The sequence below is a fragment of the Kitasatospora sp. GP30 genome (genome assembly GCF_029892145.1).
In the GTDB taxonomy this organism is placed as follows: Bacteria; Actinomycetota; Actinomycetes; order Streptomycetales; family Streptomycetaceae; genus Kitasatospora; species Kitasatospora acidiphila.
Genome location: NZ_JARZAH010000005.1, coordinates 83,539 through 106,558, shown reverse-complemented (window position 1 = coordinate 106,558; position 23,020 = coordinate 83,539). Strand labels below are relative to the sequence as shown.

Here is a 23,020-nt window from a genome sequence, read left to right as displayed (position 1 = left end):
AGGGCTTCGATTCGGAGAGGGCTTCGCCATGACTGCTGCACAACAGCTTCCCCGGGAGACCGACAGCTGGGTGGTCGCCCGGCCGGGGCGCGTGGACACGGGCCACCCACTGGTCTGGGAGCGCCGACCGCTCTCCCCGCCGGGGCCGCACGAGGTGCTGGTGGAGGTTGAGGCCTGCGGAGTCTGCCGTACCGACCTGCACCTGACCGAAGGCGACCTCTCCCCCAAGATCCCCAGGTGTGCTCCGGGCCACGAGGTGGTCGGGCACGTGCTGGCGGTCGGTACCGCGGTCGAGGACTTCGCGGTCGGGGACCGGGCCGGCGTCGCCTGGCTGGCCTGGACCTGCGGCACGTGCGCCTACTGCCGAGCAGGCCGGGAGAACCTCTGCCCGCGCTCCCGCTACACCGGCTGGGACCGCGACGGCGGCTACGCCGGCCACTTGCTCGCCGATGCCCGCTACGCCTACCGGCTGCCCGACGGCCCGCCCGCCGAAGAGCTCGCCCCGCTGCTCTGCGCCGGCATCATCGGCTACCGTGCCCTGGAGCGCGCCGAACTCCCGCCCGACGGCCGGCTCGGCATCTACGGCTTCGGGGCCTCCGCCCATCTGACCGCCCAGCTCGCACTGGCTCGCGGCGCCCGGGTGGACGTCTTCACGCGGGGTGCGGCGGCCCGGCGGCTGGCCTTGGAGCTCGGCGCGGACTTCGCCGGCGACTCGTACGACCCGCCACCCCGGCCGCTGGACGCCGCGATCCTCTTCGCCCCGGTCGGCGAGCTGGTCCCGGTGGCCCTGGCAGCCCTGGACCGCGGCGGCACCCTCTCAGTGGCCGGCATCCACCTCACCGACATCCCGGCGCTGAACTACCAGCGGCACCTCTTCCAGGAGCGCACGCTGCGCAGCGTGACCGCCAATACCCGGGCCGACGGCCACGCCTACCTCGCGGAGGCGGCGCGGACCCGGCCGACGGTCCACGTCTCCCGCTACCCGCTGCTGCGCGCCGACGCCGCGCTCGCCGACCTCGCCGCCGACCGGGTCACCGGGGCGGCGGTGCTGGTCACGGGGTAGCCGGGGCCTGTCGGGAGGCGCGGTAGGCGGTGCACGGATCGTCGTCGAGGGCCGGCGTGGTCGCTTCGGCCGTCATCACGCGGTCCGCCGGAGCGTGCGGGATCGCATCGTCGCCGACCGGCGCATCGAAGCGAAGCCCACTGCCGCCCCGACCACTTCATGACCCTCGACGGGAAGCCCGCGCAGCTTCTCCAAGGCATCGGAGCGCACGTCCTCGATCCGGCCGCGCCTTGGCAGTTGGGCGTCGGGGAGCAGTGTGACGGTCTCCGGCAGATCCAGGGCGATGGCTTCGTACAGCCCCGGCGCGATCTGCCGTGCGTAGCTGAAGACGCCGGAACTCGGCACCAGCATGCCGGTGTTGGCGATCCGCACTCGCCCGCGCGTGATCCTTCCGAGGAGGGGTCGAGGTAGCGGCCGGGGCAGGGAACCAGTAACTGTGCTGCTACACAGGGCGATCGGCCTCCCGGTGGCGGCCGCGGGTGCCCCGCTCCCGGCGACCTCAGAAACACTTGCTACCTTGCGCAAATGGAACCGATGGCCGGTCGTGCAGCGTCGCCATCGCAGAACAGCAGCGCAGAACACACAGGTCGAGGAGGGCATGCGGGGATGGTCGACGTATCAGCGGGTGGCGGGTCCGAGGCCCCCCGCCGTGCGCGCGGTGCCCAGCCGACCGGGTCGGCGGCCGGGGGCAGGGCGGCGGTCCGCAAGAACAAGAAGAAGCCCAAGCGGAAGGGCCTGCGGATCCTGGCGTACACCACCGCCGGGCTGGTACTGGTGGCCGCCGCCGGCGGCGGCTACATATTCGAGATGCTCAACGGCAACATCAAGCACTCACCGCTGTTCGCCGGCACGTCCGGCGACGCCGGCCATGAGAAGCCGGACGCGTTCGGCCGCACCCCGATCAACATCCTGGTGATCGGCTCCGACAGCCGGGACAACCCCGCCGACTGCCAGATCGGCGGAGACTGCGGGCCCGGTGCCAACGCCGATGTGGAGATGGTGCTGCACGTCTCGGCCGACCGCAGCAACGCGACCGTGATGAGCATCCCGCGCGACACCGACGCCTCGCTGCCGGGCTGCGTGGACAGCAAGACCCACGCCACGATGAAGCCGCACCGGGAGCGGATCAACAGCACCCTGGACTACGGTCCGGGCTGCACGGTGGCTGCCGTGCACCAGTTGACCGGCATACCCATCGACCACTTCATGATGGTCGACTTCAAGGGTGTGGTGGACATGTCGGACGCGGTCGGCGGTGTGCCGATCTGCGTCGACAACAATGTCTACGACCCCTACTCGCACCTGAAGCTGAAGAAGGGCAACCACACCCTTCAGGGCATGTCCGCCCTGCAGTTCGTCCGGACCCGGCACGGCTTCGGCGACGGGTCCGACCTGGGGCGCGCGGCGGCCCAGCACATCTTCCTCAGCTCGATGGTCCGCCAGCTGAAGAGCGCGGGCACCCTCACCAACCCCGCCGCGGTGCTCTCGCTGGCCAACGCCGCCACCAAGGCGCTCACCGTCGACGACGGCCTCGCCGGCGTCACCAACCTGGTGAACCTGGCCGACGACCTCAACAAGGTCCCGCCGAACCGCATCACCATGACGACGATGCAGAACGACCCGGACCCCACCGATCCCGCCGCGGTGGTGGTCGACCCGGCGGCGAAGAACCTGTTCAACGCCATCACCAGTGACGTCTCACTGACCAACGGGGACGGTTCCAAGGCCTCGGCGGCCGCCCAGGCCACCTCGACGGCCAACCCCGACGCCACCTCCGCCGCTCCCACTTCGGCCCCGCCCGCCGCCACCGGCGGCGCGCCGAAGTCCGAGATCGTGGTGCACGTGAAGAACGGCAGCGGGATCACCGGACGCGCCGCCGACGTGGCCGACGCCCTGAAGGCGGACGGTTACAACTCCGGTACCGGCGCCGCCAACGCGACCGGCACCGACGAGACCAGCGAGGTGACCTACACGGCGGGCCGCGAGGCCGATGCCCAGGAGGTGGCCGCCTCGGTCGGTCTGCCGGCCTCGGCCGTCAAGCCCGGCGCGGGCTCCGGCATCACCCTGGTGATCGGCAAGGACTGGCCGAGCGGCACGAGCTTCGGCGGTGGTGGCGGCGGCAGTTCGCCCGGCACGCCGGCGCCGGTCAACACCCAGGCCGCGCTGAGCAACTCCTCGGCCCAGACCGCCGATGACTCCAGCAAGTGCGCCCAGGTCTCCACCCAGGACACGGTGAAGCTCGGCAACGTCGGCATGAACCCCACCCAGGCGTACGCCAAGAGCCCGGACGTCCCCGACTCGGCGCCGTGACGAGGCTCTCCGGCCAGGCCGTAGGCGGCCTGGCCGGAGCGTTCCGCCAGCCGTTGGCCCCGGCCGGCGGCGGGCGGCGGCGCGGTTCGGGGCCGTCCGACTGAAGGCGGACGCGCAGCGATCAGGTGTCCGTTCGCCCCGGCGGGCGGGCGGCGGGGCCGGTGCTGCCCCGTACGACCAGCTCGGGTCGCAACAGGGTGAAGCGAGTTGTTCACGCTGCCCGCCTTGCCGATTCGTCGGCCCGGCCGCCAAGGTGCATCTGACGGACGGTCAACTCGCGCTGATCCTGGTCTAGCTCGGCCTCGCGATGCGGCAGGATCCGGCTCGCGGAGGCGAACGCCGCCCACGCCACCGGGGACGGCGACCGGGTGCGGCGGGCTGCTGACCGAGGGCATCCGGGTGGACAACGTGCGCGAGGGCGGGGTGTCGCTGGACACCCTCTGGCTCGCCGTCCATCCCGGCCGGCCGGTGCCGCCCGCCCATGACTTCCGCATGCCGGACGGCACGCCGGAGCCCGCTTCTACCGAATATGACGTATCTGGGGCTGGGGTGGGCGCCGGGACGGCCGTTTCGGTCGAGGATGGTGATAAGCCATAGCTCGACCCTGGAGTGTGCGACATGGCCGGTCTCATCCGCAGAAGCTTCGACACGCCTGAGGAGGTCCGCCCGTTCGAGGACGGCATGGGTGAACTCGCCCTGGTCAACCTCGACGCGGGCCCGGTGGGCCGGGCGGTCTTCCAACCCGGCTGGCAGTGGTCCAAGCACGTGAAGCCGATCGCCAAGACCGAGAGTTGCCAGGCGGCCCACCTGGGTTACTTCGTCTCCGGCCGCATGAAGATCGTCATGGACGACGGAGAGGAAGTGGAGTACGGCCCTGGTGATTTCATGGTCTGCCCGCCCGGTCACGACGCCTGGACCGTGGGCGACGAGCCATGTGTCGTGATCGACTGGCAGGGGTTCGCGGACTACGCCAAGCGCTAGTCCCGCCGCCCTGGCAGGTCCACCGCTCCCCGGCTGCGGGTCAGCGCGGGGAGCGCCTGGTGCTGGCGCGTACCAACGGAGCGCTTCAACCCGAGGTGTGGGAGCAGGAGTTGCCGAAGCAGCTCGACACCGGGACACGCCTTCTCGCCGGCGATCGAGCCGCGGGCGCGCCCCGGACTCCCGGCCCGGCGGCGCTGACAGGTCATCAGGAACGGGGACTCCCATGCGCGACGCCGGTCGGATGCGGCAGAGTGGTAACCCGAACCGGCGAGTTGCAAGGAGACGGGGCCGATGACCGAGCAGAGCACGGGCAGCACCACGGTCGAGGTCACCGAACCGGAGCTGCGTCGCAAGCCCGTGCAGCAGCGCAGCCAGCAGCGCCTGGAGCGGATCCTGAACGCCTGCGCGGAGTTGCTCGACGAGTCCGGTGCGGCCGCGCTGACCACCAAGGAGGTGGCGGCCCGGGCCCAGGTGCCGATCGGCACGCTCTACCAGTTCTTCACCGGCAAGCAGAGCCTGCTGGCCGCGCTGGCCCGGCGCAATCTGGGCCGCTACCTGGAGCGGCTGACCAGGCGCCTGGAGGCTGAGAGCCCGCAGGACATCGGCGGCTTCGTGGACCTCGCGGTCGAGGAGTTCGTGGCGATGAAGCGGGCCGTGCCGGGTTTCGGCGCCCTGGACTTCGGGTTGACCGGGCCAACTCCGCCCGCGATGGGCGATGTGACGCACCTGCTCGACCTGTCGCTGGACAACAACACCGCGGTGGCGGCGCTGCTGCTCCGGCTCGTCTCCGAGCATGCGGTGGGCAGCGGACGGCGGCCCGGGCCGCTCGCCCTGCGGGTGGCCCTGGAGTGCGCCGACGCGGTACTCAAGCTCGCATTCGAGCAGGACCGGGACGGCGACCCGGAATTGATCGCCGAGTGCAAGGTGCTGTTGCGGCGCTATCTGGCCGGCTGACGGCCGACATTGAAGACGCCAAACCAGAACATGGGCTCGACGCCCATGGCGTCTGTTCGAATTCGCACCACCCGCATGGGTCAATTCACCCATCCAGATCAAGGTTTCGCATTCGCCCGACCGCGTGCCTGATTATCGTCCATGGTCATGCAAGGCGATGACGACCCACCGGAGCCCGGCCCGCCGGACCGGGACCACCCGGGAGACCACGAACACCACGGTCACCATCACCACCACCCCGGCCACTGCGAACATCCGCCGCACCACGGCCACCACCACGACTGCGACCCGCCGGGCCCGCCACCCCCCTGCGGCCCGCCGACCCCGCCGCCCGTGCCGAGCCCGCCCCCGGTACCGACACCTCCGGCCCCGCCCACACCGCCCGCGCCACCGACACCCCCCGCACCGCCGACTCCCCCGGCACCGCCCGCTCCGCCCACGCCGGCCGCGCCCACCACTCATCCGGCGCGCCCAACTCCCGCTCCCCCGCCCACTCCCAAGCCGCACACCGCCGCCCCGCCGCACACCCCCTCCCCCACCCCGACACCTTCGCCGACCCCCACCCTCGCCCTGCCCACCCCGCCACCGCCCAGCCACCTGCGCACCGCCACCGCGATGCCCGTGCACCGCCCGCCCGACCCCAGCACGACCCCGACGGCGGACGCCCAGAGCGCCTTCGCCTTCGTCGCGATCACCATCCCGGCCCTGCTCGCTGCGGCCGTCAGCTTCATCAACCACACCACAGGGAGGCGTCGTTGAGTCTCGGAATCGTCCTCGCCGTGCTGCTCGGGGCCGCCGCGGCCGTGGGCATCCTGGCCGCGTTCGGCCGCACCCACCGGTCCCGCGAGGGCAGCTTCTCCTCGGGCGCGCTGGGCTTCCTCGGCTCCGCCTCGCTCTCCTCGTTCATGCTGGTCACCGGCTTCCTGATCGCCGGCTCCTGGTCGAACCTCAACACCGCGCGCGGCCACACCTGGGACGAGGCGAGGTCGCTCAACGCGGCCTACACCGACGCCGACGCCAGCACCCGGCCGCTGCTGCGCAGTTACGTCTCCGAGGTGATCGGCCCGGACTTCCAGGCGATGACCCACGGCGACGCGTCACCCGCCGCCTGGGCCGGCCTGGACGCCGTGCGCGCTCACGTCGACGCGCTGCCGGACTCCCCGCAACGCACCACCCTGCTGAGCGACCTGGACGACGTCTACACCAAGCGGCAGATCCGGTTGGCGGACGCCTCGGTCTCGCTGCCGGCGCCGCTCTACCCCGCGCTGATCGGCACCGGGATGCTGGTCCTGCTCTACGCGCCGATCGCCGGGCTGACGTTCCAGCGGCGGGAGGCGATCGCACTCGGCCTGGTCGGGGCGGTGGTCGGCTTCGGCATCTACCTGGTGCTGCACATGACGCACCCCTACTCCGGTCCGATGCACGTCACCCCGGTCGCCTACCAGCAGAGCCTGGAGCGCTTCACACAACTGTCACAACAGAGTTGACGCAGTATTCCCTCCAACCTGACGCAGTATCCGATATAACAGAGGCAGCCCGGCTCCGGTGGTGTGCGCGCACCGCCCGAGCCGGGCCGACTGATCAATCTACCCTGCGGTCACGCGCAGCGCCTCATCGTCGATGGTGAAATCGCCCACGGGCGACACATCTCCGACACGGCCGCCCCACCTGGGCGGTCGTCGCGTTTCGGCCGGTCGGCCGGCCTGCCGATGATCGACAATGGGGCCATGCGCCTGATCTCCGCCCTGGCCGGCACCCTGCTGCTGCTGCTCACCGTCGCCAGCATCCTGCGCACCCTGGTGGTGCCGCGCGGCCTGTACTCCACACTGACCTTCCGGCTCTGGCAGTTCGGCCGGGCCGTGCTGCACCTGTGCGCGACGCCGTTCGGCACCTACCGGGCGCAGGACCGGGCGCAGGCCTGGCTGGCGCCGCTGATGCTGGTCGCGATGCTGTTCTGCTGGCTGCTCGCCCTGCTGGGCGCCTTCACCCTGCTGATGGAGGCGACCTCGGGGCTGCCGTGGGACGCCTCGTTCCGGGAGGCCGGCTCCAGCCTGTTCACCCTCGGCTTCGCCAGCGGCGCCCGACTGCGGCTCTCCGGCCTCGACTTCCTGGCCGCCGCCAGCGGACCGCTGGTGATCGCCCTGCAGATCGCCTACCTGCCGACCCTCTACACCAGCTACAACCGCCGCGAGGTGGAGGTCACCCTGCTGCAGTCGCGCGCCGGGGAGCCCGCCTGGGGGCCGGAGCTGCTGGCCCGTCAGTCCCTGGTGGACACCGAGACCGCGCTGCCGCAGCTGTACGGGGACTGGGAGCGGCTCGCCGCCGAGTTGGGCGAGAGCCACTCCAACTACCCGGTGCTGCTCTCCTTCCGCTCCCCGCAGCCGTACCGGAGCTGGATCGTGGGCCTGATCGCGGTGATGGACGCGGCGGCGATCCAGCTGGCGCTCTGCCCGGAGAGCGCGCCGCCGGAGGCCAGGCTGGTGCTGCGGGCCGGCTTCACCGCGCTGCGCGACATCGCCCGGGTGGTCCGGCTCGACTACGACCCGGATCCGCAGCCGGATTCTCCGATCCGGATCAGCTATGCCGAGTTCGACGCCGCGGTCACGATGATCATCGCCTCGGGCTTCGAGGCGGAACGGCCGACCATACTGGCCTGGCCGCACTTCCACGGCTGGCGGGTCAACTACGAGGCGATCGCCTATGAGCTGGCCCGGCGCGCGGATGCCGTTCCGGCCTTGTGGACCGGCACCCGAGACTTCCCGACCAAGCCGATTCCGCCTCGCCGACCGGCCGACCGGCGCCCGGACCGCCAGGTCGGCGGCAGCGGGACCTGACAGGTCGTCATACCGAACGGCGGTGGCACACAGGTTCAGCCACCGTACCGTCGGGAATTTCCGAAAAGAAGCGACCCCGAATTAGTCGTATTTACTGGTTATCGGGACTATGCCGATCTTGGCTCTGTTTCCGCAGGCCGAAGCGGTAGCGCGGAGCCTTAAACGGGGGCGCGCGAAGATTCTTACACATCCTTCTGTGGCGGAGGAATGACATTCCACCCCCCACTCAGCTGTTGCGTGCGATGAAATCTGACGAGGCAACAGACGTCAGTCATCCTGCCGCCGCTCATGAGGATGGAGAGATCCGATGTCGATCGAGACCGGGCCCGCGCCGACCGAGGCTCAGGAGGCCGCGACCCAGCTCAGCCTGAGCACCGGTGCCGCGCGCAACCTCGCCACCACCACCAAGTCCGAGCCGCAGATGCAGGGCATCAGCTCGCGCTGGCTGCTCCGCAACCTACCCTGGGTGCAGGTGTCCGGTGGCACCTACCGGGTCAACCGCCGGCTCAGCTACGCGGTCGGTCGCGGGCGGGTGAGTTTCGCCAAGACCGGCGCGGTGGTCCGGGTGGTGCCGCCGTCGCTGCGCGAGGTGCCGGTGCTGCGCGACCTCGAGGACAACGCGGTGCTGGAGGAGCTGGCCAACCGGTTCAGCCAGCGCGAGGTGGCGGCGGGCGAGGTGCTCGTCGAAGCGGGGCAGCCGGTCGAGGAGATCATCCTGATCGCCCACGGCAAGATCAACCAGATCGGCACCGGCAAGTACGGCGAGACCACCGTGCTCGGCCACCTGGCCGACGGCGACCACCTGGGCGATGAGGCGATCAAGCAGACCGACGCGCTCTGGGAGTTCACGGTGAAGGCGGCCACCGCCGGCACGGTCATGGTGCTGCCCACCGCCGCCTTCCAGGAGCTGGTCAGCCGCTCCGAGGCGCTGCGCGAGCAGGTCGCCGCCTACCTGGCCAGCGCCGACCAGGCGCAGAACCAGCACGGTGAGGCCGAGATCGAGCTGGCCGCCGGCCACGAAGGCGAGCCCGACCTCCCCGGCACCTTCGTGGACTACGAACTCGCCCCGCGCGAGTACGAGTTGAGCGTGGCGCAGACGGTGCTGCGGGTGCACAGCCGGGTCGCCGACCTCTACAACGACCCGATGAACCAGATCGAGCAGCAGTTGAAGCTCACCATCGAGGCGCTGCGCGAGCGCCAGGAGTACGAGTTGGTCAACAACGCGGACTTCGGCCTGCTGCAGAACGCCGAGTACGACCAGCGGATCCAGACCCACTCCGGCCCGCCCACCCCGGACGACCTGGACGAGCTGCTCAGCATGCGCCGCGAGACCACCCACATCTTCGCCCACCCCAAGGCGATCGCCGCGTTCGGCCGGGAGTGCAGCAAGCGCGGCATCTACTTCGGCAGCGTGGACATCGGCACCCACCACATCCCCGCCTGGCGCGGCGTCCCGATCTTCCCGTGCGGCAAGATCCCGGTGGTCGACGGCCACACCTCCTCGATCATCGCCATGCGCATGGGCGAGAACAACCAGGGTGTGGTCGGTCTGCACCAGACCGGCATCCCCGACGAGTACGAGCCCGGCCTGAACGTGCGGTTCATGGGGATCAACGAGAAGGCCGTCATGTCCTACCTGGTCAGCGCCTACTACTCCGCCGCGGTCCTGGTCCCCGACGCGCTCGGGGTGCTGGAGAACGTCGAGGTCTCGCACGCCCGCTCCTGATCGACCCGACAGCCCCAGCGCCCCCTCCCAGCATCTCGACGAGGAGTCCGCAACGCCATGACGACCACCACGCCCAACCCCGCCACCGTGCTGCGCACCGCCTTCCAGAAGTCGGTGGCCAACTACTGGAACACCAACCAGCAGGACCCGGTCAACCTGCGCCTGGGCGAGATCGACGACCTCTACCACCACCACTACGGGCTCGGCGAGTACGACCCGTCGGTGCTGGCCGGGCCGGCGGAGACCCGCGACGAGCGGATCATCAAGGAGATGCACCGGCTGGAGACGGCGCAGGCCGATGTGCTGCTGGACCAGCTGGGCAACATCCGCCCCGAGCACCGGCTGCTGGACGCCGGCTCCGGGCGCGGCGGCACCAGCATCATGGCCAACGCCCGGTTCGGCTGCGAGATCGACGGGGTCTCCATCTCGGAGTACCAGGTCGGCTTCGCCAATGACCAGGCCAAGGAGCGCGGGGTGGCGGAGCGGGTCCGCTTCCACTTCCGCAACATGCTGGACACCGGCCTGGAGACCGGATCGCGGCGCGCGATCTGGACCAACGAGACCACCATGTACGTGGATCTGCACCAGGCGTTCGGGGAGTTCTCCCGGCTGCTGGAGTTCGGCGGCCGCTACGTCTGCATCACCGGCTGCTACAACGACATCACCGGCGGGCCGTCCCGGGCCGTCAGCCAGATCGACCAGCACTACATCTGCAACATCCACCCGCGCAGTGAGTACTTCAAGGCGCTGGCGGCCAACAACCTGGTGCCGATCTCGGTGGTGGACCTGACCGCCGACACCATCCCGTACTGGGAGCTGCGGGCCAAGTCCTCGGTGGCCACCGGGATCGAGGACCCGTTCCTGACCGCCTACAAGGAGGGCAGCTTCCACTACCTGATGATCGTCGCGGACAAGATCTGACGGTGCGCCGGTAGGGGCCTGGGCTCGGCGGGAGCCCAGGCCCTTTGGCCTGCCGGTCATCAATGACTTGATGACTCATCAAAGCATTGATATACATCAAGGCATGAACAATGACTCCTCACTGCATGACTCCGCTCTGGATGACGCCTCCCTGCATGGCCGCACCGTCCTGGTCACCGGCGCCACCCAGGGCCTCGGCCGCGCCCTCGCACTGGACCTCGCGGGCGAGGGCGCCACCCTGCTGCTCCACGGCCGCAACCCGGAACGACTGGAGAAGGTGCTGGCCGAGGTCCGGGCCGTCGGCGCCGAGGCCCGCGGCTATCTGGCCGACTTCTCCGATCTGGCCCAGGTCCGGGCGCTGGCGCAGCGGATCGCCCAGGCCGAGCCGGAGTTGAACGTCCTGGTGCACAACGCGATCGCCCGCAACGATCCGAAGCTGCGGCAGCTGAGCGCCCAGGGCCATGAACTGCAGCTCGCGGTCAACCACTTGGTGCCCTGGACGTTGACCAGGCTGCTGCTCCCGCTGCTCCGGGTGAGCGCGGCGCACTCGGGCCGGGCCTCACGGGTGGTCAATGTCGCCTCGATGGGGCAGGCCCCGCTCGACCTCGCCGACCCGATGATGGAGCAGGAGTACGACGGGCTGACGGCCTACTGCCGCAGCAAACTGGCCCTGATCATGGCGACCTTCGACCTCGGCGCCGAGCTGCCGGCCCACGAGGTCACCGTCAACACCCTGCACCCGGCCCATCTGATGGACACCGAAGGCGTACGGGCCTTCGGCCTGGTGCCCGCGGTGAGCGTGGCGGAGGGGGTGCGTCCGACCGTCCGGCTGGTCACCGATCCGGAGTTGGCCGGGGTGACGGGCCGCTACTTCGACCGGTTCACCGAGGCCCGGGCGCACGACTGGGCCTACGATCCGGCGGCCCGTGCCGAACTCGCCGCTCTCACCCAGCGGTTGACCACGCCCTTCACCGCACCGCTGGGCTGAACCAGCGCTCGACGGCCGCTCGCAGCGCGGCCAGCTCGGCCTGGTCCGGGCGCGGGGAGCTGCTGGCCCAGGCCACGTAGCCGTCGGGGCGGACCAGCAGACCGGTGAGACCCGCCGGGTCGGAGCCCTGCGCGACGACCAGCTCGACGGCCTCCTCCCCCTCGGCCAGTGCCGCAGCCGGCGACTGGTCGTCGGTGAGGTCGATCAGCAACGGGCGGCCGTGCCGGGCGAGTTCGGCGATCCGCACGATTCCCGACTCGGTGCTCAGCGCCAACTCCGGCGCGAAGTAGCCGACTGCGGGGTGCGGCTCGGCCCCGCCCATCTCATAGCGCACGTCGGTGCCGGCGGTGAGGTCGGCCAGCTGCTGGACGACCGCCCGGTGGCCGAGCAGCTCGCCGAAGAGCTCACGCAGGGCGGTGGTGTCGCTGCCCGGCGCGGTGAGGGCGGACTGCGCCTCGGCGCTCAGCACCATGCGGCGGGCGGCCTGGCGGCGCTCGGTGTCATAGCTGTCGAGCAGGCCGGGCGGGGCGGTGTCGCGCAGCACGGCGGCGAGCTTCCAGCCGAGGTTGGCGGCGTCCTGCAGGCCGAGGTTGAGGCCGGGCCCGCCGCCGGAGGTGTAGACGTGGGCGGCGTCGCCGACCAGCAGGATCCGCCCGTCGCGGAACCGGTCGGCGACCCGGGTGTTGCCGCCGGTCAGTCGGCGCAGCACGTGCGGGCCGGTGCCGTCCGGCGGGCCGAGCGGCAGGTCGACGCCGAGCACCCGCCGGATGCTCGACTCTAGCTCGGCCAGGGTCATCGGCTGGTCGGTCGCCGGCTGGTCCCACTCGGTGGTGCTGACCAGCGGCGGGTGGCCGGGGAACGGTGCGTAGGAGAAGCCGCCCTGGTCGGTGCGATGGGGCAGGAACGGCAGGATCGGCCCGTAACCGGGAATGGTGAGGGCGCCGTTGACCGGGTCGACCCAGTCGGCCGGGACGGTGGCGTGCGCGGTGCGGTTGGTGCGGCGGTCGTAGCTGACGCCGGGGAACCCGATCCCCGACTGCTTGCGGATCACGCTGCGCGCGCCGTCCGCGCCGACCACGAAGCGGGCCCGGAGGCGATGGTCGCCGTCGGGGCCGGTGACGTCGAGGGTGACGGCGTCCTCATCCTGCGCGACGGCAGCCACCCGGTGTCCGCGCCGCAGGTCGACGCCGAGTGCGCGGGCGCGCTCCTGGAGGACTTCGACGATGCGGTGCTGCGGGGCGGCCAGCCCGTACACCGGACTGGCCTCCAGCAGGCCGAGGTTGAGGCCCATGGCGGCGAACATGAAGTAGGCGGAGTTGGCCTGCGGGGGCTCCTTGCTGCCGCTGAGCGGCTCATACAGGCCGCGGTGGTCGGCCAGCCGGACCACCTGGCCGAGCAGGCCGTTGGCCTTGGGTTCGGTGCTGGGCTGCGGGAGTTGCTCCAGCACGATCGGGTGGATGCCGGCCAGGCTGAGTTCGCAGGCCAGCATCAGCCCATTGGGTCCGCCTCCCACGATGATCACATCGGCGGTCATGGTCAGTCTCCTTGATGCGAACGGGAATTGGGTGGCACCACGGGGCCGCGTCCGGCTACGGCATCGGCAGGCCGGCGGCGAGTTGCTCGAAGACCTGGGCCAACACCGCGCCGAGCGGCTCGGGTTGGTCCGCGCGCAGGCTGTGCTCGACGGCCACGGCGCTGCCGGCCGCGACCACGGCGGCGACCAGCTTCGGGTAGACGTCGCGGTCGGCGTCGGTGCCGGTGCGCCGCGCGATGGCCCTGGCAAGCTCCTGCTGGGCGGCGGCGTTGGCCTTGACGATCTCGCCGGCGAGCGCGGGTTCGGCCAGCATCAGCCGCACACCGTCGCGCCAACGCTGGTTCTTCGGCGCCGAGTTGCCCGTACCGCTGGTGTCCGCCGGGGCGAACCGGCCGAGCACGGCGTGCAGCAGGGCGTCCCAGAGCGGTTCGCCGACCGGGCGGGCGAGCAGGTCGTCGCCCACCTGGAGCATCCGCTCCAGGTGGCTGGCGGCGATCGCCTCGGCCTTGCCGGTGAAGTAGTTGCGGAAGGTGCGGACCGAGACATCGGCCTCGGCGGCGATCTGATCGACCGTCACATTGTCCCAGCCGTGCAGGACGCACAGCCGGATCGCCGCCTGACTCAGGGCGAGCCGGGTCTCCCGCTTCTTGCGTTCACGGAGTCCGGGCTGCCCGGTGGTACGGGCCTCGTCTGCGGGTGCCATGCGAGAAGCGTAGGGCAAATCGTGCCGCCACGGCAAGATTTCCATATCGGCAAGATTTCCCGGACGACAAGATCCTCCGGGCGATGGGCTTCTCCGGCTGTCGAGCTCTTTCGGGATGACGAGCTCTTTCGGGATGACTGCCCCGGGAAACGCGACGGCGCCCCGCGCGAGTCGCGCGGGGCGCCGTGGCACGCCTCGGAGCTGACGAAGGGTCAGTTGACCCGGATCAGCGTGAAGCCGTCGTAGCCCTTGGTGCCGACCGTCTGCACGGCCGTCCCGGTCATCCGGGGGTCGGCCGCGACCATCTCGTGCATCCGGCGGATGCCCAGCACCGAGGCGTCGGTGCTCTCCGCGTCGGCCACCTTGCCGCTGCGCACCACGTTGTCCACGATGATCAGCGAGCCGGGCTTGGTCAGCTTCAGCGACCACTCCACGTAGTCGGGGATGCTGGGCTTGTCCGCGTCGATGAAGACCAGGTCGAACGGCTCGGCGCCCTCGTCCACCAGCTCGGCCAGGCTGTCCGCGGCCCGCCCGGTGCGCACCTCGGCGACCTTCTCCAGCCCGGCCTCGTGCAGGTTGGCCCGGGCCACCGCGGCGTTCGCCGGGGAGAGCTCCAGCGAGATCAGCCGACCACCGGCCGGCAGCGCGCGGGCCATCCAGATGGCGCTGTAGCCGCCGAGCGACCCGATCTCCAGGATCCGGCGAGCACCGGCGGTGAGCGCCAGCAGGTGGAGCAGCTTGCCCTGGGTCGGCGAGACGGCGATCTCCGGCAGGCCGGCCTTCGCACTGGTCGCCAGCGCGGCGGCGAGCGCCGGATCCTCACCGATCAGCGCCTGCTCCAGGTAGGCGTCCACCTCGGTCCACTGCTGCTGGGTCATCGGATACCTCCGCCGTCGCGCCCGTTCTGCCGCCGATGATCTTACGCGGGCGAACTGACACTACGTGAGATCCACCGGCCGGGTCGCCTCACTCCCCGGCGGTGACCTGCTCCGCCTCGGCGCGCACCGGAGTGGCAGCCGCCTGCGCGGCATGGACCTTGGCCGCCCGCTTCTTGATCACCACGCCGGTGAGCAGCCCGCCGACCGCGGCGATGCCGAGCGCCACATAGGAGAAGTCCTTCAGGTACTGCTCGACCGCCTTGCCGATGTAGTAGACGGCCACCGTGGTACCGCCGGCCCAGACCACACCGCCGAGCACATTGGCGATCAGGAACCTCCAGTACGGCATCCGCAGCGCGCCGGCCAGCGGGCCGGCGAAGATCCGCAGCAGCGCTATGAAGCGGCCGACGAAGACCGCCCACATGCCCCAGCGGTGGAACGAGCGCTCCGCGGTGGCCAGGTGATCGGGCCCGAAGTGGCGCGGGAACTTGCGGCCGAGCTTCTCGAAGAGCGGCTTGCCGCCCTTGCGGCCGATCAGGTAGCCGATCGAGTCGCCGATGATCGCCCCGCCGGAGGCGCAGACCGCGAGCAGGACCGGGTTGACCGTCCCCTTGGCGGCCAGCATGCCGGCGGCCACCAGCGCGAGCTCACCGGGAACCGGGATGCCCAGGCTCTCGATGCCGATGATCAGGGCGAGCAGGCCGTAGACCGCACCTGGCGGCACACTGTTGATCCACTCGTCGATGTGCAAAGCCGCTTCCTCCAGAACGCGGTCGGCAAAGGGGGTGACAGGCCAGCGTAGCGTGCTGTCCGATTGGCGAACGTTTTACCGGCCCTTGGCGTTCCGTTCCCCGCACCCGGCCGTGACGGGGCTCACCCCCAGCGGACGTCCTGGCCCGTCAGGCCGACCCGCTCCCGGCTGCCGGCCGGCGCGGCAGTCCGGCGAGGTCGGCGCCCCGCCGCAGCACGTCGCGGAGCATGGCGGGGGTGAGGGTACGGGTGGACATGTTGCGCCGACTCGGGTGGTAGCCGGCGACCAGGCGCAGCTCGCGTCGGGTGCCGGAGTCGGTGATCAGCGCCTCGGCGCCGTGGCCGAAGGCCGGCCGCGGCCGGGGCAGCTGCCACCCCGCGTCGGCGAGCACGGGCAGCAGCGCCTGCCAGGCGAAGGCGCCGAGCACCACGATCGCGCGCAGGTCCGGGCGCAGCAGGTCCAGCTCGCGGGCGAGCCACGGTCGGCAGGTGTCCCGCTCGGCGCCGGTGGGCCGGTTGGCGGGCGGCGCGCAGTGCACCGGCACGGTGATGCGCACCCCGTACAGCTCCAGCCCGTCGCCACGCCGCGTGGCGGTCGGCCGGCTGGCCAGCCCGAGGTCGTACAACGCGGCGTACAGCGCGTCGCCCGAGGGGTCACCGGTGAAGATGCGCCCGGTGCGGTTGCCGCCGTGGGCGGCCGGAGCCAGGCCCACGATCGCCAGCCGTGCATCGGCCGGGCCGAACCCGGGGACCGGCCTGGCCCAGTACTCCCAGTCCCGGAACGCCCGGCGCTTGACCCGGGCGACCTCCTCACGCCAGGCGACCAGCCGCGGGCAGGCCCGGCACTCGGCCACCGCCGCGTCCAGCTCGCCCACGGATTCCAGCCCGGGGGCCGTCACTGCCGGGAAGTCGTGCGCCTCCGGCCTCGCCTCGCCACGCATCGTCGATGGTCCTCCACACGCGGGCGGCCGGGTGGCCCGGCGAGTGCGTTCAGGACGTCCCCCGTGGGGGCGCCGCCCTGTCGGGTCCACTGATCCGGGAGGGTGCCGCCATGGCCGCACAGATCACTTGTCGGCGAGTCTACGAGGGCGGCGGGCGCCTCGTCGGAGTGTGCGCCCCGGCGACCGTCCCAGCAGCGTCCGCACCGGCTCGGCCCTGGACGATCCGGTGCTCCGGACCGAGGGCCGGGTCACCCTCGTCGACGGGCTGCCGGCTGTGGCGGTCCTGCTCGGCCTGGTCCTCGACAGCACCCTCGGCTGGTGGTGGGCCGACCCGGCCGCCGGTTACGTGGTGGTCTACTACGGGGCGCGTGAGGTCCGCGGGATCTTCTTCGGCGAGCACTGATCCGGGTCCGCCACGGGGCTGCGGCCCGGGCACGGCCGAGCCTTGAAGTAGGGCCTCGGGGCACGGCACGGGGTTGCCGGGCCGGCGCGGCGCACGGCCGCCACCACGCCTGACGAGGTAGCCGCGCCGGTGCAAGGGCAGCGCCGTGGCCAGGGCCGAACGGCCGTGGCCACCAGGCGGGTTGGCGGTCCCGCGGACGGGCGGGCCCGCGGTTCAGGAGGCGGAAATCCGATTGGCGCAAGCCCGGGAGTTTCCGACCGCGACCTGCCATAGTGTCCCGGTGACCGATGTAGCTGAGACTTCCGGTAGATCCGATCAATCCGCCTCGCACCACGGCACGTTGTCCCTTGTCCAGGGCACCGCGATGTATGTCGGAGCGGTGTTGGGCACCGGCGTGATAGCCCTGCCCGCGATGGCGGCGAAGGTGGCGGGGCCGGCCTCGCTGCTCGCCTGGGCCGGGCTGGTGGTCCTCTCCGCCCCGCTCGCCGCGACCTTCGCGGCGCTGGGCTCGCGCTATCCGGACGCGGGCGGCGTCTCGTACTACGCCCGGTTGGCCTTCGGGCCCCGGGCCGCCTCGATCGCCGGCTGGTGCTTCTACTTCGCGGTGCCGCCGGGCTCGGCGGCCGCCGGGCTGTTCGGCGGGGCGTACGTCGCATCGGCGCTCGGCGGCGGGAAGACCACGGTCGTGGTGACGGCGGCCGGTCTGATGGCCGTGGTGGGCCTGGCCAACTGGGTGGGGTTGAAGGTCTCCGGGCGGCTCCAACTCGCCCTTGCAGCCTTGCTGGTGACGCTTCTGCTGGCGGCGGTCGCGACCTCCCTGCCGCAGGCGCGGCTGTCCCATCTGCACCCGTTCGCGCCGCACGGGTGGTCGGCCATCGGCCCGGCCGCCGCGCTGCTGGTGTGGAGCTTCGCGGGCTGGGAGGCGATCACGTACCTGGCCGGTGAGTTCCGCTCCCCCCGCCGGGACCTGCCCAGGGCCACCGGGATGGCCGTGGTGATCGTCGGTGCGCTCTACCTCGTGCTGGCCTTCGCGGTGATCGTGGTGCTCGGGCCCGGTGCGGCGGACTCCAGTGCGCCGCTCGGCGACCTGATGGCCAGCGGGCTGGGGGGCAACGCCCGTCTACTGGCGGCCGGTTCGGCGCTGCTGCTGACCTTGGGAGCAATGAACGCGTACTGGGCCGGCGCGTCCAAGCTGGGTGCGGCGCTTGGCCGGGACGGGCAGTTGCCCGCCGTTCTGGCGCGCGGCAGTGTGGCGGGGGAGGTACCGCGGCGCAGCCTGGCCGCGGTGGCCGTGCTCTCGCTGCTGGCGCTGGGCGGGGTGGAGGCGGCCAACGTGGGCGCGGCGCCGCTGGTGCTGCTGACCACCGGTTCCTTCGTCATGGTGTACGCGCTGGGTGTGGGGGCGGCGGTGAAGCTGCTGCCGAGGCGGAGTGCGGCATGGGCCTCGGCGCTGGTGGCGCTGGCGGCCGTGGCGGTCCTCCTGGTGATGTCGGGGCAGTACCTGTTCTGGCCGCTGCTGGTGGGTGCGGGGGCGCTGGCGTACGGGAAGTACGGGCCGGGCGCCCCGAAGGGCACCGAAGCCCCCTGATCGAGGGGCGGGTGTTGCTCACCCGCCCCTCGATCAGGGGGCGTTGGGGTCACACCGGCTCGCCGCCCTTGAGCGCCGCGAGCCGCAGACCGGCCGCGGTCCGGACCGTCAGCGGACGGCCGCCGCCCGCGCCAGGTCGTCCGTCAGGTCGGCGGCCGCCCGGCGCAGCGAGTCGGGCAGCCGGCCGCTGTCCAGCAGCGCCCGCGCCAGCCGCACGGTCTCGGGGCGAGCCGAGTGCTTCGGGTAGAGGGCCTTGACCAGCAGGTCCAGTACCAGGTCGCCCTGCTTCCCGGCCACCGCGGGCAGTTCCTCGAAGAAGCGGATGACGTACGGTGCCGTCAGCTCCTCCTGCTCGGGCTGCCAGAAGCCGCCGGCCAGCGCGAAGACCTCGAAGTTGGAGAGGTCACCGGGAGCGAGCAGCGCGTTCCAGGCGGCCTCCTTGGCTGCTGGATCGGGCAGCGCGGCGCGGCACTTGAGGGCACCGAGCGCACTGTCGGAGCCGGGGTCCGCCGCTTGCGCCGCCTCGATCTCCGCGGCGCCCAGTCCGCCCAGCGCGGTGAGCCGCAGCCGGATCCGCCAGGCCAGGTCGGTGTCCAGGGCGAGGCCGGCCGGGAGTTCCACCGGGCCCAGCCAGGAGGCGAGTTCCGCCGCGTCCGGGGTGAAGTCGATCAGGCCGCGGAAGAGGGTGAGGGCCTCCTCGGCGTCGGGCCCCGTGGTGGCGAGCCGGCCGCGGAGTGCGTCGGCGACCTTCGCCACCGCCGCCGGGCGCTCGGCAGGGTCCAGCAGGGTGTCCGCCACCTGGAACCTGGCTTGCTCCAACACTTCGGTGAGGATGGAGAGTTCCGGCTCTACGGCGACCATGTCGGCGACCAGGGCGAGGTGGTCGGCCGCCGGGTAGGCACCGTCCTTGACGGCGAGCAGCAGCTGGCACCAGAGCATCGCGCGGTTGATCGGCGCGAGCCCGGCCAGCAGGCCGGGCAGTGCCTGCCGGGAGCGCTCGTCGAGGCGGATCTTGGCATACGTCAGGTCGCCGTCGTTGAGCAGCAGGAGCGCGGGCTCGGGCAGGCCGGTCAGCTCGGGAACGGGGGTGCGGGCGCCGTCGACTACCGTGCGGACCAGCGCGGTGCGGCTCCCGGCGGCGTCGTACAGGCCGATGTCCAGGGTGTGCCGGCGCAGCACGGGGTGCGTCTGCGGGGCGGACTGGCGGATCGCGGCGGCGGTGATGACGCCGTCGGAGGTCTCCAGCTCCGGCCAAAGGGTGTTCACGTTCGCCGACTTGAGCCAGGTGTCGGACCAGTGGGTGAGGTCCGCTCCGGCGGCCTCGCTCAGCGCGTCCAGGAAGTCCTTGTAGGTGGCGGTGCCGTGCGCGTGCCGTTCGAAGAAGAGGCGCAGCCCGGCGCGCAGCGCGTCGTCGCCGATCGCGGCGGAGAGCTGGCGCAGCGCCGAGTGTCCCTTGAAGTAGGAGATCCGGTCCAGGTCGAGCAGGGCGGCGGCGACGGACTCGCCTGCCACGCTGACCGGGTGGGTCGACGGGCGCTGGTCGGCGTCGTACGCCTGGCCCTTGCGGCGGGCCGCGAAGGTGGTCGGTGGGCCGGTGAACCGGGTGACCTCGGACGGGATGCGGTGCGCGAGGTAGTCGGCGAACGCCTGGCCGAGCCAGAGTTCGTCCCACCAGGCGTTGGTGACCAGGCCGGCCATCCACATCAGCGAGATGCCGTGGGCGAGGATGACCGCCCTGGTCTCCCGTTCGCTGTCGGGTGCCGCCGAGTTGAAGAGCCACTGCTCGCGGAGCAGGACCAGCCCGGGATGGTCCAGCGAGATGACGCTGAACTCCGGCACGAACATCTGGTCGAACTTGGGCAGCGGGTAGCGGACGCCGAACAGCCGGTGGCTCTCGTCGAGGCATCGCCGTGTCACGTCGAAGAGTTCGGCCACGTCGGCTTTCATCGCGTCGGCCAGCGACGCTCGGCAATGCAGCCCGAGCCGGATACCGTCGTGGTCGCTGGTGAACGACGCGTACGGACCAGCGGCGATCGTGGTGAGGTACGTCGCCTGGGGTGCGGTGGGGCCGATCTTCCACTGACCCGGGGCAGTCTGCGAGGCCTCGGCAGTGGACAGCACCTGCCAATGTTCAGGCGTCGTAACGGTGAAGACGAACGGGGCCTTCAAGTCCGGCTGGTCGAAGCAAGCGAAGATCCGCGGGGCCTGGTCCGCATAGGGGAAGCCGTAGACGTAGACCTGCCCGTCCGCCGGGTCGGTGAACCGGTGCAGGCCCTCGTTGCTGCGGGAGTAGGACATGTCCGCCACCACGGTCAGCTCGTTCTCGCCGGCCAGGCCGGTGAGGGGGAAGCGCCCGTCGCTCAGCAGCGCCACGTCCAGCGGCGTGCCGTTCAGGGTGACCTCGCGCAGGAGGGCCGGCCGGAGCTCGAAGAACATCTCCGCATCCGGCTGTGCGGCGGTGAACCGAATGGCGGTGGTGGAACGGAACACCTCCGCCGGGCCGGCGAGGTCGAGCGTCACCTGATAGCCGCCGACCGAAATGGCGGAGGTCCGATGGGAGGCTTCTGCCTTGGTGAGGCTGGTCATTCTACTTCCCCTTTTCAGAAGCTTTCGGGGAATCCAGGAATACCCGGAGACATCCAGCGGCACGGATTTCGCCATTCTGGACCCGGTCCTGACCCCGGGAGAGCTGACAAGGGGACATGATGCACGTCGAAGCGGTCCGTCGACAGAGTTCGGAGAGCAAAACCTGTCGACATTCGCGCCGGGGCGTCCGGCCCCGCGGCCCCAACCGGAATCTCATGCTCCTCCTGCGCCGCAAGGGTGCGCCCGCACCTCCGGCGGGTGTTCCATAAGCACGGACACCCGCCGCCTGAGCAGCACTCGCCTGCACCAGAGCGCCCAGCCCTCGGCGTTCGAGTGTGGAGAACAAGCGGTTGAACAAGCCCGCAGAAGGTTGACGGCGCGAGCGGCGCCCGATGCAGGCTTCTCAAACCCGCCCATTTGCGCTCTGATTGGGCGGGCCCGGCCGGACTCAATGCCCGGCTCCTCGACAGTCCGTCAGGGCCACTTGTAGGTTGTGTTATCGCGCTCACTGAGACTCCGAAGGGGCGACTCGGCCCGCGCGACGGACATGCCGATCATGGAGGCCCGGGAAGGGAACCCAGAATTATGATCACCGGCAGTGACGAAGCGACGGATCGGCCCCTTCTCCTCTTGGTCGCATCAGGCATGCGTCCTTACCGTGAGTACCTGCTGAAGTCGATCGCGACTCACTTTAGGGTCCACCTTTTCCACACCATCGAGCCGTCCTGGGAGAAGGCCTATCTGAGCGGCTGGACGGTGCTCCCCGACACCTGCGACGGCCCGGCGATGGCCAAGGCGGCACTGGACCTGCATGCCGCCACCCCGGTGGCCGGCGTGCTCTGCTGGGACGAGGTGCGCATCCACGCCACCGCGTACGTCGCCGAAGCGCTCGGACTGCCCAACGGGGACCCGGCGGTCATCTGGCGGCTGCGCGACAAGGGCCAGACCCGCGCGGCGCTCGCCGCGGCCGGCGTGCCGCAGCCCGCGTCGATACCCGTCTCCACCGAGCAGGAGGCCCTGGCCGCGGCCGAGGAGCTCGGCTACCCCGTCGTGCTCAAGCCCCGCGGCTTCGGTGCCAGCCTCGGCGTGATCCGGGTCGAGGACGCCACCGCGCTGAGCGCGGGCTTCGCGTTCACCACGTCGATCGTCATCCCGGAGCCGGTGCTCTTCAACTCCGCGGAGCCGTACCTGGTTGAGGAGTGCGTCACCGGCGAGGAGATCAGCGTCGACGCGGCGATCCGGGGCGGCGTGGTGACACCGCTGTTCATCGGCCGCAAGGTGGTCGGCTACCCGCCCTACGCCGAGGAGATCGGCCACTTCGTCGACGCCGACGACCCGTTGCTCACCGACCCGGCGCTGATAGCCGCGCTCCAGGACGCGCACGCCGCGCTCGGCGTGGAAAACGCCTGGACCCACACGGAGTTCATGCTCACGGCCGACGGCCCCAAGCTGATCGAGGTCAACGGGCGGCTCGGCGGGGACCTCATCCCCTACCTGGGCCTGCTGGCCACCGGGATCGACCCCGGGCTTGCCGCGGCCTCGGTGGCCTGTGGTCTGGAGCCCGACCTGACCCCGTCGCGTCACCGGATCAGCGGGGTCCGCTTCTTCTATGTCGCCGAGGAGGACACCACCCTCGGCTCGCTCGCCTTCGAAGGCGAACTGCCCGCCGCCATCGACCAGTCGGTGGTCGTGGCCGCACCCGGCGCTGTCGTCTCGCCGCCGCCCAAGGGCACCGTCTGGGGCCGGATCGCCTTCGCGACCGTGACCGCGGATTCGGTGGACTCCTGCCGGCAGGCGCTGGACGAGGCCGGCGCCGCGCTGGTCGTCAACTCGGTCTGAACCACCTCGTCCCGCCATCTG

General features: G+C 71.3%; 20 protein-coding genes. 13 read left to right on the top strand and 7 right to left on the bottom strand.

What is annotated here, in order from left to right; translation table 11 throughout:
• The first annotated feature begins 28 nt into the window (after window positions 1–28).
• Window positions 29–1,063 carry a zinc-dependent alcohol dehydrogenase family protein gene (locus tag P3T35_RS10445; RefSeq protein WP_101384441.1) on the top strand — a complete coding sequence of 345 codons (1,035 nt, stop codon included), beginning with the start codon at window positions 29–31 and terminating at the stop codon, window positions 1,061–1,063.
• Window positions 1,064–1,138: 75 nt separating this feature from the next.
• Here the strand turns inward: P3T35_RS10445 and P3T35_RS10440 are convergent, their stop codons facing one another.
• On the bottom strand, window positions 1,139–1,435 hold the full coding sequence (locus P3T35_RS10440; protein WP_101384440.1) for a hypothetical protein: 297 nt from the start codon (window positions 1,433–1,435) through the stop codon (window positions 1,139–1,141).
• 234 nt (window positions 1,436–1,669) lie between these two features.
• Between P3T35_RS10440 and P3T35_RS10435 the strand changes: the two genes are divergently transcribed.
• The 9 genes from P3T35_RS10435 (at window position 1,670) to P3T35_RS10395 (ending at window position 11,777) form a co-directional block, all read left to right on the top strand.
• The gene (locus P3T35_RS10435; protein ID WP_101384439.1) at window positions 1,670–3,373 is read left to right on the top strand and encodes an LCP family protein; all 1,704 of its coding nucleotides are present in this window, start codon (window positions 1,670–1,672) and stop codon (window positions 3,371–3,373) included.
• A gap of 618 nt (window positions 3,374–3,991) precedes the next feature.
• Window positions 3,992–4,354 (top strand): cupin domain-containing protein, encoded by a 363-nt coding sequence (locus tag P3T35_RS10430; protein ID WP_101384438.1) that lies wholly within the window; start codon window positions 3,992–3,994, stop codon window positions 4,352–4,354.
• A gap of 291 nt (window positions 4,355–4,645) precedes the next feature.
• Window positions 4,646–5,308, top strand: coding sequence for a TetR family transcriptional regulator (locus tag P3T35_RS10425; protein WP_101384437.1), 663 nt, complete (start codon window positions 4,646–4,648; stop codon window positions 5,306–5,308).
• A 333-nt stretch (window positions 5,309–5,641) separates the two neighbouring features.
• Window positions 5,642–6,067 (top strand): hypothetical protein, encoded by a 426-nt coding sequence (locus tag P3T35_RS10420; RefSeq protein WP_180356815.1) that lies wholly within the window; start codon window positions 5,642–5,644, stop codon window positions 6,065–6,067.
• A complete protein-coding gene (locus tag P3T35_RS10415) occupies window positions 6,064–6,795 on the top strand; it encodes a DUF4239 domain-containing protein (protein WP_101384435.1) in 732 nt (243 codons plus the stop codon). The genes P3T35_RS10420 and P3T35_RS10415 overlap by 4 nt, the downstream gene beginning before the upstream one ends.
• 240 nt (window positions 6,796–7,035) lie before the next feature.
• Complete coding sequence (locus tag P3T35_RS10410) at window positions 7,036–8,142, top strand: hypothetical protein (RefSeq protein WP_101384434.1); 1,107 nt, start codon at window positions 7,036–7,038, stop codon at window positions 8,140–8,142.
• Between the two features lie 307 nt (window positions 8,143–8,449).
• The gene (locus P3T35_RS10405; protein ID WP_101384433.1) at window positions 8,450–9,868 is read left to right on the top strand and encodes a family 2B encapsulin nanocompartment shell protein; all 1,419 of its coding nucleotides are present in this window, start codon (window positions 8,450–8,452) and stop codon (window positions 9,866–9,868) included.
• A gap of 57 nt (window positions 9,869–9,925) precedes the next feature.
• Window positions 9,926–10,789, top strand: a complete 864-nt coding sequence (locus P3T35_RS10400; protein WP_101384432.1) for a geranyl diphosphate 2-C-methyltransferase — start codon at window positions 9,926–9,928, stop codon at window positions 10,787–10,789.
• Between the two features lie 103 nt (window positions 10,790–10,892).
• A complete protein-coding gene (locus tag P3T35_RS10395; protein WP_101384431.1) occupies window positions 10,893–11,777 on the top strand; it encodes an SDR family NAD(P)-dependent oxidoreductase in 885 nt (294 codons plus the stop codon).
• Here P3T35_RS10395 and P3T35_RS10390 read toward each other — a convergent pair.
• From P3T35_RS10390 to P3T35_RS10370, 5 genes are all read right to left on the bottom strand, one after another.
• The gene (locus P3T35_RS10390) at window positions 11,758–13,311 is read right to left on the bottom strand and encodes an FAD-dependent monooxygenase (protein ID WP_101384430.1); all 1,554 of its coding nucleotides are present in this window, start codon (window positions 13,309–13,311) and stop codon (window positions 11,758–11,760) included. The genes P3T35_RS10395 and P3T35_RS10390 overlap by 20 nt on opposite strands.
• Window positions 13,312–13,366: 55 nt before the next feature.
• Window positions 13,367–14,014 (bottom strand): TetR family transcriptional regulator, encoded by a 648-nt coding sequence (locus P3T35_RS10385; protein WP_101384429.1) that lies wholly within the window; start codon window positions 14,012–14,014, stop codon window positions 13,367–13,369.
• A gap of 212 nt (window positions 14,015–14,226) precedes the next feature.
• Window positions 14,227–14,892 (bottom strand): O-methyltransferase, encoded by a 666-nt coding sequence (locus P3T35_RS10380; RefSeq protein WP_101384428.1) that lies wholly within the window; start codon window positions 14,890–14,892, stop codon window positions 14,227–14,229.
• Window positions 14,893–14,980: 88 nt separating this feature from the next.
• Window positions 14,981–15,643, bottom strand: coding sequence for a DedA family protein (locus P3T35_RS10375; protein ID WP_101384427.1), 663 nt, complete (start codon window positions 15,641–15,643; stop codon window positions 14,981–14,983).
• A 148-nt stretch (window positions 15,644–15,791) separates the two neighbouring features.
• Window positions 15,792–16,583: a uracil-DNA glycosylase gene (locus P3T35_RS10370; protein ID WP_101384426.1), complete on the bottom strand. Its 792-nt coding sequence runs from the start codon at window positions 16,581–16,583 to the stop codon at window positions 15,792–15,794.
• A gap of 169 nt (window positions 16,584–16,752) precedes the next feature.
• Between P3T35_RS10370 and P3T35_RS10365 the strand changes: the two genes are divergently transcribed.
• Both P3T35_RS10365 and P3T35_RS10360 read left to right on the top strand, forming a co-directional pair.
• Window positions 16,753–16,986: a hypothetical protein gene (locus P3T35_RS10365; RefSeq protein ID WP_280705429.1), complete on the top strand. Its 234-nt coding sequence runs from the start codon at window positions 16,753–16,755 to the stop codon at window positions 16,984–16,986.
• Between the two features lie 340 nt (window positions 16,987–17,326).
• Window positions 17,327–18,574: an amino acid permease gene (locus tag P3T35_RS10360; protein ID WP_280705427.1), complete on the top strand. Its 1,248-nt coding sequence runs from the start codon at window positions 17,327–17,329 to the stop codon at window positions 18,572–18,574.
• Between the two features lie 108 nt (window positions 18,575–18,682).
• Here the strand turns inward: P3T35_RS10360 and pepN are convergent, their stop codons facing one another.
• Window positions 18,683–21,160: an aminopeptidase N gene (pepN, locus tag P3T35_RS10355; protein ID WP_101384424.1), complete on the bottom strand. Its 2,478-nt coding sequence runs from the start codon at window positions 21,158–21,160 to the stop codon at window positions 18,683–18,685.
• A gap of 645 nt (window positions 21,161–21,805) precedes the next feature.
• On the opposite strand from pepN, the gene P3T35_RS10350 reads away from it, so the two are divergent.
• The gene (locus P3T35_RS10350) at window positions 21,806–22,999 is read left to right on the top strand and encodes an ATP-grasp domain-containing protein (protein ID WP_280705425.1); all 1,194 of its coding nucleotides are present in this window, start codon (window positions 21,806–21,808) and stop codon (window positions 22,997–22,999) included.
• Window positions 23,000–23,020 lie beyond the last annotated feature (21 nt).